Origin of the sequence: Cupriavidus pauculus, assembly GCF_002858765.1 — a bacterium.
GTDB classification, from domain to species: domain Bacteria; phylum Pseudomonadota; class Gammaproteobacteria; order Burkholderiales; family Burkholderiaceae; genus Cupriavidus; species Cupriavidus pauculus_B.
The window spans coordinates 369,198-381,500 of the sequence record NZ_PJRP01000003.1 but is presented as its reverse complement, the minus strand read 5'-3'; the positions used below and the strand labels follow the sequence as shown (position 1 = coordinate 381,500).

Sequence of the window (12,303 nt, the reverse complement as noted above, 5' to 3'; positions counted from 1 at the left end):
TTCGATCAGGGCCTGTTGCCGTTGTGTCTCCAGGTCGTCGTCGCTATAGCGCATGCGATCCATCGCAGCCATCCGGTTGATCCGTATGGGCGAGGATTCGCATCATTCGTTCCTGGTGCGCGCGCAGCGGCGATAACGGGATGCTGTAAACCCGCTCGCCAGATGGTGTAGCGCAAGGCGTACATCGTCTGAGTTGCCGCTTCGGTCTGGCCAGTTACCACGGATAGGCTAGGCTGCCGCAGCCGGGCGGTGTTACCCCGGCCAGCGCGCCCTGACCCGATCCGCAATGCTGCAGGCCAGCGCGTCGATCCCCTCGGCCGACAGGCTGTCTGCGGTGATGGTCATGCGATCGTCCCACCGATGGAAGTGTTTGCGCTGTGAACGCGCGTAGGACGGGTCGTAGTGCCGGGTAGCCAGTTCGGCGAACAGGTCCGGCAGGTTGCGGGCCCGCGCCATGGTCTGCCAGGCGTCGATGGTGGTCTTGCCGTGCAGGGCCTTGAGCCGCCCGAGCTGTTCGGCCAGCCATTCGGGCCGGTCGCCCAGGTAGGCGTAGTCGCGCAGCAGGAAGGCCAGCCGCGCCGGCATCGGTACCTCGATTTCCAGGCAGAGGCTGTCGCGCATACGGGCCACCATGGGCACCGGCAGGTTGAGCTGGCCGATACGCGCGCTTTCGCCTTCGACGAACAGCGGGCGGGACAGGTCGATGGACTCGATGGCGTCGGCCAGTGTCGTCTCGAAAGCGGTCTGCGAGGGCTGCGGCACGCCTGGCAGCGCGCCCAGCAGCGATCCCTTGTGCCGCGCCAGGCGTTCGATATCGACCACCTGCTCGCCGTGGGCCGCCAGGGCCTGCAGCACCCGTGTCTTGCCGCTGCCGGTGGCGCCACAGATCACGACCAGTGGCAGTTGCGGCGCCAGGGCTTCCAGCGCGGCGATGACATGCCGTCGCCATGACTTGTAGCCGCCAGCCAGCTGCTGGGCGTCCCAGCCCACCATGCGCATCCAGGTGGTCATCGCGCCGCTGCGCAGCCCGCCGCGCCAGCAGTAGACCAGCGGCCGCCAGTCCTGCGGCCGGTCGGCAAAGCGTTCGCGCAGGTGTCGGGCCAGGTTGGCGGCCACCATGGCGCCGCCAACCCGGCGGGCCTCGAAGGCACCGGCCTGCTTGTACAGCGTGCCGACGATGCGCCGTTCCTCGTTGTCGAGCACCGGGCAGTTGATCGCGCCCGGAATATGGTCGATCTCGAACTCGGCCGGCGAACGCGCGTCGATGATGGTGTCGAAGGCGTGGCGGTCTTCTACGCGCACAAAGGGCTTCATGAGAGCACGGGCAGAGCGGGCAGGGAAATGGTTCGGGGATGACGCCTACTGTAACGGAGGCCGCCCGGGATGGCCGAGATTTTTGCGGGCAGCGGCCGGCCCGCAAGGATGCGAAAAGCCGGCGGCGGCGCCATGCGGCGGCCGGGGCCTGCGTGCTATGCTGCGCCGCCCTGCTTCTGCAAGGATCCGGTAAGAATCAGGCGGCATCATCATGATTCATCGCGGACTTTCGCCATGTCGACAACCCAAACCACCTCCGCCCCGAAGGGTCCGCCTGGGCTGGTCGATACGTTCGGCTGCTCGGCGGACAAGCTCGGCGCCGACCAGGCCCTGTCAAGTAGCGACATCCAGTTCCATCGCAAGAGCTCGCGCCTGGAGTCGGGTCAGATTGCCATGCCTGCGGCCGAGCGCGGCTTTGTCGCGGGCATCGCCCTGGAGGCTGGCCACCGTCGCCGCATCATTGCCGGGCGCCACGCGCGCACGCACGATTTCGCGGCGGGCGACATCTACGTCCGCAGCCTGTCCGAAGACTACAAGGCCGATTACGAGACCCGTTTCGATTTCATCCTGATGGAGTTGCCGCGCAGCTTCATCGAGCGCACCAGCAGTGAGATGGGTCGTGCGCGACAGCGCGCACTGCGCGAGGCCGCCGGCCAGCCCGACCCTGTGCTGGCCCACCTGGCCCAGGCCATGGTGCCCGCGCTGAGCCATCCCGAGCATGCCTGCCGGCTGTTCATCGACCAGTTGAGCCTGACCATTGGCGTGCACCTGGTGAGCCAGTATGGCGAGGAGCCGGTGGCGTCACGCAAGGTCAATCGCCTGCTGTCGCCGCGCAGCGTGGCCCGGGCCAAGGAATTTCTGGCGGCCAAGATCGACGGCGACCTGTCGATTGCCGATGTGGCCGACGCCTGCCAGTTGTCGCGCAGCCATTTCACGCGTGCATTCCGCGATACCACCGGCCAGACCCCGTATCAGTGGCTAATGGCCCAGCGGCTGGAACGCGCCTGCGCACTGCTGCGCGGCGCCGCTGCCGTGCCACTGGCCGAGGTGGCCATGGTTTGCGGGTTTTCCGACCAGAGCCATTTCACGCGCGTGTTCACGCGGCACATGGGCATGACGCCCGGCGTCTGGCGCCGCCGCTATCTCGGCTAGCGCTGGCCCGGCGGCCACCGGAAGCTGGTCGATGGGGTGGCATTTTCGTCACACATAAAGCGGCAATCCAGCGCGCAAACATCCCAGACGCGTCACAAATTGACAAGTCAATGTCTGATACATGACGTAGATTACGTCTGACTGCCGCACGGCGCGCCACCAGAAGCCACAAGCTTCTGTCCCCGGCCGCCTGCGGTGTTTTATTGTTTGCCAATGGGAGATGCCGGCTATGACACCGCAAAGTGACCCGTCCTCGGGAACGGCATTCCAGCGGGACGCCATCCGCATGGTGCGTGAGGTCGCGCTAGCCATCGAGCGGCGTATTCAGGAAAACCTCAGGGGTGCCGGCCCCGACACGGGACCGTGCCATAGCGATACGGCCATCATCCAGTGCCTGCAGGACCAGATGGTGCATCTGTCTCGCGTGGCCACGCTGGGCACACTGGCGGCCTCGATCGCGCACGAAATCCGCCAGCCCCTGACCGCCATCCGCATCGAGGCTGGCACCATCGCGCGCTGGATGCATCGCGACGCGCCGATGGCCGGAGAAATCACCGACGGCATTCGCCGTATCCAGGAGCAGTCCGAGCGCGCCGAGGGCGTGATCCGCAGCCTGCGTGCGCTGATGCGTCGCGAGCCTTTGCCGCCCCAGCCCTTTCGGCTGGATGAAGCGCTGCGCGAGGTACTGCCGCTGGCCGATTGCCGGATTAGCGTCGCCAGCGTCGACCTCCGGCTCGATCTCGATCCGACGTTGCCGCCGGTACATGGCGACCGCGTGCAGATCCAGCAGGTCATGCTCAACCTGTTGCTCAACGCGGTGGAAGCCAGGCGCGACGGCCCGCCGGGCAGCGCCCGCGTCACGCTACGCACGCGGCACGGCGCCGACCGGATGGCCGTGATCGAGGTGATCGACAACGGTCGCGGCATCGAAGCGGGGCAACTCGCCCGGATCTTTGAGCCGTTCTTCAGCACCAAGGACGACGGCATGGGGATTGGTCTCGCCATCTGCCGCTCGATCGTCGAACTGCATGGCGGCACCATCGCCGCTACGTCGGGCGACGGACAGACCACGGTGACCGTGGCGCTGCCGTTGTACGCGCCCGCCGCTTAGGCAAGCCGGCGCGTTGGCGCCAGGGGAATCAGGCCGCGTCGGTCGCGGCGGCTGCGTCGGGCTCGGCTTGTTGGGGCTCCGGGCGCATGGCGCGCAGGATGTCGCGCCAGCTGACGATGCCGACGGGCCGGAACTGTTCGTCCACGATGGGAATGCACGATACCTGGTGCGCCAGGAACAGGTCGATCGCGTCGGCGATGGCGGCTTCCGGGCGCAGCGTGATCGGCTGGCGGGACATGATCTGGTGGACGCGCCGGTTCAGGGTATTGAGATCCCTGGCCGATTCCACATTACTGCCGATGAATGGGCTCATGGCCCGCAGCAGGTCGCGATCCGACACCACGCCGTGAAGCCTGCCGTCCTCCACCACCAGCAGATGGTGGAAGTTCGCGGCGTCAAAAATATCCTTCACGGTTGCCAACGTGTCATCGAAGACCACGGTGGCCACCTGTTTCGACATGATGCTGTCAATACTCACTACTGGCTCCGTTCAGCTAGATCAGGCACGCGCGTCGCCACATGCTGCGGCAGGCGGACGCGCGGGTGACATGTGCACGGTAGGTATAACGGCAGCATCGGCCGGAAGCTGAAGCGCCGGCCGGCGTGCGTCAGTCGTCGAACGTCCCCTGATACTCGGGGGAGGCATCGGACCGCGTATTGAGCTCGAACATCACGCCGCCCGGTGCGCGGCAGAAGAAGCGCGAGCCTCGCCCGTTGTTGAAGACGCTGGTTTCGAGCTTCACGCCATCGTTCTGGAAGCGCGCGTACAGGTCACGCATGGCTTCGAGCGTCGGCAGCTCGAAGCCCAAGTGGAAATTGCCGGGCCATTCGGGCACGTAGTCGCTTGCATGGTCGATCACCACGTCGAAGCCTGCGCGCTTGAGGATGAACGACTGCTGCCACGTCCCGGCGATTGTGAATCCCAGGTACTGCTCGAAGAAGCGAGCGGTGGCCGCGGTGTCGGCGGAGGGAAAGCTCAGGTGGTTGAGCTTCATGGTATGGGTAACGTCAGTCATCGTCGGTCTCTCATGCTGGCGGCGGGGCACCATTGCCCGGCTCGCCCGAGGACGTCAGATTATTGGCGGCGACCCGTCGCCACAACTCGCATTGGAGGCATGTGCCACATGGCCGCAAGACCCGCGTCAGGCCGGGGTTCCAGGCGGCTGTGACGCAGGCTCGCGAACAGGGCGTGCTCACATTCGGCGTTTGCCGACGCGGGCCAGATAGCCGAAAATCGCTGCCCGCAGCCGGTGTTCCAGGCTTTCGATATCGCGTTCGCCGCGCTCGCCGGCGGCGTCGACCATGCCGCGAATCATGGCAAACAGGTCGCCAGCCACCATCTCGACCTGGGCCGGATCTGGCACCACGCGGCCCACGATCGTGGTGAACAGGGCTTGCAGCTCGGCCGAATCCACTTCGTCGCGCAACGCGGGCCGCGCTTCTTCGATGTCTAGCAGCTTGGCCAGCATGGGCCGCTGCAATTGCTGTCGCACGCAGGCGCCCAGCAGGTATTCGAGCGCGGCCCTGCCGCCGCGCCGGGTCAGCGCAAACGCCATGTCGTCGCGAAACCGCTGGGTTTCACGCTGGATCAGCGCCACGGTCAGCGCATCCTTGCCGGGAAAGTACTGGTAGAGCGAGCCGATGCTGACGCCGGCACGATCAGCCACCGCGTTGGTGTTGAAGCCTTCGACGCCGCCGGCCTCCAGCACCTGGGCGGCTGCCTCGACGATGGCGGCCACGGTCTCGCCGGCACGTGCCTGGCGCGGGGTCTTGCGCGGGCGCAGCGGCGCGCTGGGTTTGGATTGGGGCATTGCGCGGCGACCTCGTCTATCGCTGCTGGATGGCGGCGCTGTCCAGCGCCTCAAGGCGCGGACAGCCCAGCAGGGCCATCGCCACTTCCAGTTCGGTCTGCAGCATCGTTAGCATGTGCGCCACGCCGGGCATGCCACCCACTGCCAGCGCGTGCAGGATCGGCTGGCCGACCAGCACGGCCCTGGCGCCCAGCGCAATGGCCTTGGCAATATCGGTGCCGCGCCGGATGCCACCGTCCAGCAGGATCGGCACCGCGCCATTCACGGCCTGTGCCACGGCCGGCAGCGCGTCGATGGTGGCCGGTACGGTGTCCAGCGTGCGGCCGCCATGGTTCGAGACGATGATGCCTGCCACCCCCGCATCCAAGGCGGGCCGGACATCGGCAGGATTGAGCAGCCCCTTGACCAGCACCGGCAGCGTCGTCTGGCTGCGCAGCCATGCCACGTCCTGCCAGGTGGGCGCGTGGCGCAGCATGCTCCGGAAAACCGGGCTGCCGTGGCTGGCGTCGTGGGCCTGCTGGGGTGGCAGGTCCGCCAGATTCACAGCCCTGACGCCGTCGGGCAGGCGGAATCCCGCACGCTGCTCGACATTGCGGATGCCATTGACCACGGCATCGATCGTCAGCACGATGGCCCGGTAGCCGGCCTGCTCGGCGCGACGCACCAGAGTTAGCGTGTCGTCGCGGCGCGGCTGCAGGTAGAGTTGGAACCACAGCGTCGTGGTGGATGTGCGGGCGATGTCTTCCAGCGATACGCTGGCCTGCGTGCTGACCGTCATCCAGGTACGCGTCAGCGATGCCGCGTGCACGGTGGCCAGTTCGCCGTCGGGATGCACGAGCTTGTGATACGCGGTGGGCGCGATCAGCACCGGATAGTCGAGCGCCTGACCGAACAGTTCCGAGCACGCCGACGCCTGCGACATGTCGACCAGCGCGCGCGGCATGAGGCGGATGCGCTCGAAGGCCGTCTGGTTGTCGCGCTGGGTGATGCCATCGGCCGAGTACCCGGCGATATACGCCGCAACGGCCGGATGCACGCGTTCGCGAAAGCGGCGTTCGTAGTCGAGCACGGAAACGGTATCGGCAGGAATCATCGTCAAGGCTCGGCCCAGCGCCGCAGCAGGTTGTGATAGTGGTTGACCAGTGACAGCACCGCGTCGTCGCCGAGCCGCTTGCGGATGCCGATGATCGTCATGTCGAGCGCGTGCGGCGTGGTGCGCATGCCATCGTCCTTGACCATCGACTGGGCCCAGAAGAACGAGGCCCAGCGGCAGCCGCGCGTGACGGGCGTGACCCGATGCAGCGACGAGGCAGGATACACCACCATATGTCCGGCCGGCAGTTTGACGGCGTGGGTGCCGAACAGGTCTTCGATGACGAGTTCGCCGCCGTCGTATTCGTCGGGGTCGGACAGGAACAATGTAGTGGAGACGTCGACGCGCATGCGCATGCCGCCCGTGCCGGGCATGGTGCGGATGGCGTTGTCGACGTGCGTGCCGAACGTCATGCCGGCTTCGTAGCGGTTGAGCATTGGCGGCAGCACACGCAGCGGCAGCGCAGCCGAATGGTAGGCCGGGCAGTGGCCCAGTGCCTTCAGGATGCCGTCGGCCAGCTCCAGGGCTTCGGCGGTGTGCATCGGCAATTGCAGGTTGGCCTTGGACTGCGCGGCCAGGTCGCCGGCCGTGACGCGGCCGTCTACCCAGTCGGACGCTTCCAGGCGCTGCCTGAGCGTGCGGACTTCGTCAGGCGTCAGGACATCGGGAATGCGGATCAGCATTGTGGGGATTCTTCAAAGGATGGCCAGCCCCTGCGAACAGTGAAGGGGCCAGCCAGATTCGGCAGGATCAGAACGTCATGCCGACGTTGAGCAGCGCGGCGCGGCCCGAAGCCGGCCGGGCCCGTGACGCGTTGAACGCCGACGCATAGTTCAGGCTGTTGGTCAGGTTGTAGCCGTTGAGCGATGCGCGGAACTTGCCCTGCTGGAACGCTAGCATGGCGTCGAGCGAGAAGGTGTCGGGCACGCGGTCGGTGTTGTCCGAATTCGCCCAGTACCCCGACGCATATTGGACGCCGCCGCCCAGTGTCAGCTTGCCCGGCAATGGCACGAGCGCGTGCGGGATGTCATACGCCGTCCACAGCGTGATGTTGTGGTGCGGCACGCCGGGCGCCACATTGCCAACCAGCGCCGGTCTGGTGGCCGACGTCTCCTCGTCATCCAGGTAGGCATAGGCCAGATTGGCCGACCAGTTGGTGGTGATCCGGCCGGTCAGCCCAAACTCCGTGCCGCGTATGCGCCGGCCCTCGCCGCTGTCGGAAAAACCGCTGGCGACCGCGCCGGCTCGCTGGCGGCACCGGCCTTAGGCACCTCGGTCTGCACGCCGCCCACGGCCAAGGTGATATCGGTGCCCACCGGCCGGTACGAGCGCGAGAACGACGCATAGAGCATGGCGTCCTTGGTCGGTTCCCAGATCGCACTGATGGCCGGACTCAGTTTCTTGGAATCCGCCGTGCCACCCGCCGTCGAGGCGCTGGTCTCGTATTCGCTGCGGAAGAAGTCCCAGCGCAGGCTGCCGAGCAGCGAGACCTGTTCAGTCAGCTAGACGCGGTCGCTCACGAATACGCCGACGTTGGTGGAGTTGGCTGACCGATGCAAGCCAGGCTGCCTACGACCTGTCGCTGGCGCGCTATCGCAAGGGCGTGGACAGCTATCTGAGCGTGCTGGTGGCGCAGCGTTCGCTGTACGCGGCGGAGCAGGACCTCGTCACGCTTCGCCTGACGTGGCAGGGCAACCTGGTGACGCTATACAAGGTGCTGGGCGGCGGGGCGGACGGGGTGTGAGCGCTCAGAAGCTGGCCGCCAGGCCCAGCGATACCCCGGACACGTTGTTGCCGAACACGTAGCGCACCACCGCGCGCACGCGCGTGACGAAAACCTCGTGCGCCGTGGTGTCCAGTTCCAGACCCATCCCGAGCGTCGTCAGATAGTTGAATCCCAGCGCCCCGGCCTGGGCCCCGAGGTAATGCGAGTGCGACAGCTCGAGCACGTAGCGCACCGGGCGGTCCATCGCGAAGTAGCCGGTCGGGGCGCGATAGCGCGCATAAAGGTTGGCGGTCTGGGCGATGGCCGAGCCCTGCACGGCATCCGACGACCCGCCGAAGCTCTTCAGGTGGATATTGGTGTAGCGCAGTTCGACGTCGATGTCGTGCTCGGGCCGGTAGTGTTCCCAGTCGATCATGACCGAGCCGCCTAGCCCGTAGGCGTTGAGCGATCCGCCGTCGAGGAAGTTGATGGTGCGGTCGCTCCTGCGGTTCAGGAAGCCTTGCGCCAGTCGCAGGTCGCTGGACACATTGCCCAGCGACGCGTTGAAGATCGGGCGGAACACCAGTTCCCGGCTCTCGGTCAACGGGAAGTCCCAGCCGATGCCCACGGTGCCCGCCACCGTGTTCCAGCGGGTGGGCAGTTCGCGCGACTCCGTGCCGTTCGATGCCACGAATGTGGGGTCGTAGCGGCTGTAGGCGATCGACCCTTCCATGTAGATCGGCGTGGACTTGCTGAGGGTGAAGCCGCCGCCCAGCTGCGACATGACGATGCCGGGGTTGGCAGTCTGCCCATTCGAGATCGACAGCGAACTCGACGCCAGGTCCGGGACCACCGAAAAGCTCATCAGCGTCAGCACCGCATTGGCCTGGCGCTGCACGGCCGGACCGAATACCACGTTGAAATCGGGCGATTGCTGCGCGTGCGCCGGCGCCGCGCCGCCCCACAGCAGCACGGCGGGCAGCAGCGCGGCCAGGCAGCGCCGACGGACGAAACCGGATCCTGGAAGCGTCATGCGGCCCATTGGGGGGTCGGCCGGATAGGACCGGCGGCGGTCGGCAATGCTGCAAAGCGTACGCCAGCGCGAGGCGGCTTGCGAATTGGACCAAAGCCGTATGGGCATGGCCGGGCGGGCGGGCCAAAGCGACCTATTGGCCCAAGGTTCCATTGCGGCGCGTCTGGCCGCCATCTATATCTTGTGCTGATAGCCGGAGAAGGGGACGTCGGCACCATTTTGCGGAGGGACGCCATGACGGGTGGCAGCGGGCGATATATGCGGCGCATGCGATGCATCGGCCACTGGATGCTTGCCTGCCTGGTGGTCTCTACAGGCAGCGTCCTGGCGCAGCCGGCGCCGGCACAGCCGTCTGCGCAGGGCCAGCAGGCGACATCGGAGCAGCAGACCTTCAAGCCAGAGGAAATCGAGGCGCTGGTGGCGCCTATCGCGCTGTATCCGGATTCGGTGCTGTCGCAGGTGCTGATGGCGGCGACCTATCCATTGGAAATCGTCCAGGCCGCGCGCTGGCTGAAGGCCAATTCGAGCCTCAAGGGCGATGCGGCCGTGAAGGCCGTGCAGGACCAGCCATGGGACGTCAGCGTGAAGTCGCTGGTGGCGTTTCCGCAGGTGCTGGAGCCGATGAACGACAAGCTCGACTGGACGCAGAAGCTTGGCGACGCTTTTTTGGCCCAGGAAAAGGACGTGCTGGCCGCCGTGCAGCGGCTGCGCAACAAGGCCCAGCAGTCCGGCAACCTGAAGTCGAACGAGCAGCAGAATGTGACGGTTCAGCCAGCTACGCAAAGCAGCGGCACGCAGCAGACCATCATCATCGAGCCCGCGAATCCCCAGGTGATCTACGTGCCGGCGTACAACCCGGCCACTGCCTACGGTAGTTGGGGCTACCCGAGCTATCCGCCCTACTACTGGCCGCCGTATCCGGCTTACTACCCGGGCGCCGCGCTGGCCACCGGGTTTGCCTGGGGCGTAGGCCTGGCGGCCGCCGGCGCCATCTTCGGCAACTGCAACTGGGGCGGCGGCGACGTGAATATCAACGTGAACCGCGCCACCAACATCGACCGCAACTTCAACCGCAACAACGTGGAAGGCGGCAACAAGTGGAAGCACGACTCCAGCCACCGCAAGGGCGTGGCCTATCGCGATAATGCTTCGCGCGAGAAATTCGGCAACAACGTGGGCGGCGCCGATCGGCGCAACGACTTCCGGGGCCGCGAGGGTGACCGGGGTGGCGATCGCGCAGGTGATCGCTCGGGCAACCGGGCTGGCGACCGCAGTGCGGATCGGGCTGGAGACCGGGCCGGAGATCGGGCGGGCGACCGGTCGGCAGACCGGGGTGGCGACCGGGCTGGCAACCGCGCGGGCGACCGTGGCCAGGGTGTTGGCGGCGATCGTGCCAGTACCGGCGACAGGCTGTCCACGGATCGCGGAGGGGCGGGCGACCGTGGCGGCGCGGGCGCAAACCGCACCAGCTACAGCGGCGGTGGCCGGGACAACGCATTCCAGGGCGTGGGCGGAAGTGGTGCGGCGTCGCAGCGTGACCTCGATCGCGGACGCGCCAGTTCGGGGGGCGGCGGACAGGGCGCGGCGCAGCGCAGTGCCGGTGGCGGCGGTGGCTTCCAGGGCGGCGGTGGCGCCAGCCGCGGAGGCGGCGGTGGCGGCTTCCAGGGCGGTGGCGGCCGGGGCGGTGGCGGCGGATTTGGTGGTGGCGGCGGTGGCCGGGGTGGTGGCGGCGGCCGCCGGTAGCCGGAGATAGCGATGACAATCACGAGGTGTCAGGCATGCGTGCAATGAAAGCAATCCTGCCGTCGCGCATCGCGCGTACCGTTCTGCCGGTGGTGCTGAGCGTGGTGCTCATGTCCGCTGCGCAGGCCCAGAAGGCGTTCGATACGCCCGAGGCCGCCATGAACGCGTTCGGTGACGCCGTGGCCACCAGCAATGACGCGGCCATCACAGCGCTGCTGGGACAGGAATCCCGCCGCATGATCCCGCCGGTGGGTGCGGATCTGAGGTATCGCTTCCTGTCGGCATGGAGCCAGTCGCACCGCATCGAGGGTGGCGACGACGGCACTGCGCGCGTGGCGGTCGGCAACAACGGCTGGACGCTGCCGATTCCGCTGGTCAAGTCCAACGGACGCTGGCATTTCGATGTGAAGCAAGGCGTCACTGAGATCCGGTTGCGACACATCGGCCGGAACGAGCTGTCGACCATCCAGACCATGCTGGCCATCTATGACGCCCAGCACGACTACGCGCTGAGCAACCCTGAAGGCAATGGCCTAACGGTCTATGCGCGCAAGCTGGTCAGTTCGCCCGGCAAGAAGGACGGGCTTTACTGGCCGACCCGGACAGGCGAACCGGAAAGCCCGCTCGGACCGGCCTTCATCGATGCCGTGTCGAGCCATCGCACTGAATCGGACGGGTATAACGGCTACCGCTACAAGCTGCTCAACGGTCAAGGCCCGACCGCGCCCGGCGGCAAGTACACGTACCTGGTCAACGGCAAGCTGTTCGGCGGATTTGCAGTGCTGGCGTGGCCCGCCCGGTATGGCGAAACCGGAATCAAGAGCTTCATGGTCAGCCACGACGGCCAGGTCTACGAACGCGACCTGGGCCGCGACACCGGCAAGCGGGCCGCAGGTATCGAGACGTTCGATCCGGGCGCGGGGTGGAGCAAGGTGGCGCCGGAACTGTTGCAACCCGTGACGGGGGGCAGCGCAGACTAGGCGGGCGCAAGCCCCTGACGACATCTCCAATTCGCAACAATGCCCTGACCGGCAGCAATACCGGTCAGGGCATTTCTACTTCCGGTTTCCACGATGGATGACAAACGGCCAGATGCTAAGCAGGCTGTTTAATTTCGGGGTGATTTCGCAGAAAGTATTGGCCGGGCGTCCCGCCGTGCAGTATCACGTACCCTTGACGAGACGTTGAATATGAATGCCAGATTAATGGCAAGCAGGCGGCGTTCTGATATTTTTTTCGACCGTGTTTCATCTTTACATATCAAGGGAAGTAAAGATTGCAATCGGCAGGTCATCGACCTACTTTGATATGGCACTAACGGAATATCCAGAAAAAGCAATA

Annotated in this window: 14 protein-coding genes; 5 read left to right on the top strand and 9 right to left on the bottom strand. The window is 66.2% G+C overall.

The window, feature by feature from the left end:
* Positions 1-252 precede the first annotated feature (252 nt).
* Entirely contained in the window at positions 253-1,314 is a 1,062-nt protein-coding gene (gene mnmH, locus CYJ10_RS10220) for a tRNA 2-selenouridine(34) synthase MnmH (protein WP_101681370.1), read from the bottom strand.
* A gap of 234 nt (positions 1,315-1,548) precedes the next feature.
* Between mnmH and CYJ10_RS10215 the strand changes: the two genes are divergently transcribed.
* Both CYJ10_RS10215 and CYJ10_RS10210 read left to right on the top strand, forming a co-directional pair.
* Complete coding sequence (locus CYJ10_RS10215) at positions 1,549-2,466, top strand: helix-turn-helix transcriptional regulator (protein WP_101681369.1); 918 nt, start codon at positions 1,549-1,551, stop codon at positions 2,464-2,466.
* Between the two features lie 229 nt (positions 2,467-2,695).
* Positions 2,696-3,577 (top strand): sensor histidine kinase, encoded by an 882-nt coding sequence (locus CYJ10_RS10210; protein ID WP_180862883.1) that lies wholly within the window; start codon positions 2,696-2,698, stop codon positions 3,575-3,577.
* A gap of 28 nt (positions 3,578-3,605) precedes the next feature.
* Here the strand turns inward: CYJ10_RS10210 and CYJ10_RS10205 are convergent, their stop codons facing one another.
* The 7 genes from CYJ10_RS10205 to CYJ10_RS33660 all read right to left on the bottom strand — a co-directional run bounded on the left by CYJ10_RS10205 (position 3,606) and on the right by CYJ10_RS33660 (position 7,953).
* Complete coding sequence (locus tag CYJ10_RS10205; protein ID WP_101681367.1) at positions 3,606-4,055, bottom strand: CBS domain-containing protein; 450 nt, start codon at positions 4,053-4,055, stop codon at positions 3,606-3,608.
* Between the two features lie 130 nt (positions 4,056-4,185).
* Positions 4,186-4,593: a VOC family protein gene (locus CYJ10_RS10200; protein ID WP_180862882.1), complete on the bottom strand. Its 408-nt coding sequence runs from the start codon at positions 4,591-4,593 to the stop codon at positions 4,186-4,188.
* A gap of 177 nt (positions 4,594-4,770) precedes the next feature.
* Positions 4,771-5,388 (bottom strand): TetR/AcrR family transcriptional regulator, encoded by a 618-nt coding sequence (locus tag CYJ10_RS10195; RefSeq protein ID WP_101681365.1) that lies wholly within the window; start codon positions 5,386-5,388, stop codon positions 4,771-4,773.
* A 16-nt stretch (positions 5,389-5,404) separates the two neighbouring features.
* On the bottom strand, positions 5,405-6,481 hold the full coding sequence (locus tag CYJ10_RS10190; RefSeq protein ID WP_101681364.1) for an alpha-hydroxy acid oxidase: 1,077 nt from the start codon (positions 6,479-6,481) through the stop codon (positions 5,405-5,407).
* A gap of 2 nt (positions 6,482-6,483) precedes the next feature.
* Positions 6,484-7,164, bottom strand: coding sequence for a Fe2+-dependent dioxygenase (locus tag CYJ10_RS10185; protein WP_101681363.1), 681 nt, complete (start codon positions 7,162-7,164; stop codon positions 6,484-6,486).
* Between the two features lie 67 nt (positions 7,165-7,231).
* Complete coding sequence (locus CYJ10_RS33665) at positions 7,232-7,645, bottom strand: TonB-dependent receptor domain-containing protein (protein WP_257993241.1); 414 nt, start codon at positions 7,643-7,645, stop codon at positions 7,232-7,234.
* Positions 7,646-7,653: 8 nt separating this feature from the next.
* Positions 7,654-7,953, bottom strand: a complete 300-nt coding sequence (locus CYJ10_RS33660; RefSeq protein ID WP_257993240.1) for a TonB-dependent receptor domain-containing protein — start codon at positions 7,951-7,953, stop codon at positions 7,654-7,656.
* A gap of 131 nt (positions 7,954-8,084) precedes the next feature.
* Here CYJ10_RS33660 and CYJ10_RS34620 point away from each other — a divergent pair, with 131 nt between their 5' ends.
* Positions 8,085-8,225 (top strand): hypothetical protein, encoded by a 141-nt coding sequence (locus tag CYJ10_RS34620; protein WP_374703248.1) that lies wholly within the window; start codon positions 8,085-8,087, stop codon positions 8,223-8,225.
* Between the two features lie 4 nt (positions 8,226-8,229).
* Here CYJ10_RS34620 and CYJ10_RS10170 read toward each other — a convergent pair whose 3' ends face one another.
* Positions 8,230-9,219, bottom strand: a complete 990-nt coding sequence (locus CYJ10_RS10170; protein WP_101681554.1) for a hypothetical protein — start codon at positions 9,217-9,219, stop codon at positions 8,230-8,232.
* 234 nt (positions 9,220-9,453) lie between these two features.
* Between CYJ10_RS10170 and CYJ10_RS10165 the strand changes: the two genes are divergently transcribed.
* The gene (locus CYJ10_RS10165; protein WP_257993216.1) at positions 9,454-10,962 is read left to right on the top strand and encodes a DUF3300 domain-containing protein; all 1,509 of its coding nucleotides are present in this window, start codon (positions 9,454-9,456) and stop codon (positions 10,960-10,962) included.
* 35 nt (positions 10,963-10,997) lie between these two features.
* Positions 10,998-11,942: a DUF2950 domain-containing protein gene (locus CYJ10_RS10160; protein ID WP_101681362.1), complete on the top strand. Its 945-nt coding sequence runs from the start codon at positions 10,998-11,000 to the stop codon at positions 11,940-11,942.
* Positions 11,943-12,303 lie beyond the last annotated feature (361 nt).

What these genes read in the sequence shown, in the direction of transcription:
- CYJ10_RS10215 (WP_101681369.1), top strand. Translation starts at nt 1,549, where the DNA reads ATGTCGACAACCCAAACCACCTCCGCCCCGAAGGGTCCGCCTGGGCTG.
- CYJ10_RS10200 (WP_180862882.1), bottom strand. Translation starts at nt 4,593, where the DNA reads ATGACTGACGTTACCCATACCATGAAGCTCAACCACCTGAGCTTTCCC.
- CYJ10_RS10195 (WP_101681365.1), bottom strand. Translation starts at nt 5,388, where the DNA reads ATGCCCCAATCCAAACCCAGCGCGCCGCTGCGCCCGCGCAAGACCCCG.
- CYJ10_RS10185 (WP_101681363.1), bottom strand. Translation starts at nt 7,164, where the DNA reads ATGCTGATCCGCATTCCCGATGTCCTGACGCCTGACGAAGTCCGCACG.
- mnmH (WP_101681370.1), bottom strand. Translation starts at nt 1,314, where the DNA reads ATGAAGCCCTTTGTGCGCGTAGAAGACCGCCACGCCTTCGACACCATC.
- CYJ10_RS10160 (WP_101681362.1), top strand. Translation starts at nt 10,998, where the DNA reads ATGCGTGCAATGAAAGCAATCCTGCCGTCGCGCATCGCGCGTACCGTT.
- CYJ10_RS10165 (WP_257993216.1), top strand. Translation starts at nt 9,454, where the DNA reads ATGACGGGTGGCAGCGGGCGATATATGCGGCGCATGCGATGCATCGGC.
- CYJ10_RS10210 (WP_180862883.1), top strand. Translation starts at nt 2,696, where the DNA reads ATGACACCGCAAAGTGACCCGTCCTCGGGAACGGCATTCCAGCGGGAC.
- CYJ10_RS10170 (WP_101681554.1), bottom strand. Translation starts at nt 9,219, where the DNA reads ATGACGCTTCCAGGATCCGGTTTCGTCCGTCGGCGCTGCCTGGCCGCG.
- CYJ10_RS10190 (WP_101681364.1), bottom strand. Translation starts at nt 6,481, where the DNA reads ATGATTCCTGCCGATACCGTTTCCGTGCTCGACTACGAACGCCGCTTT.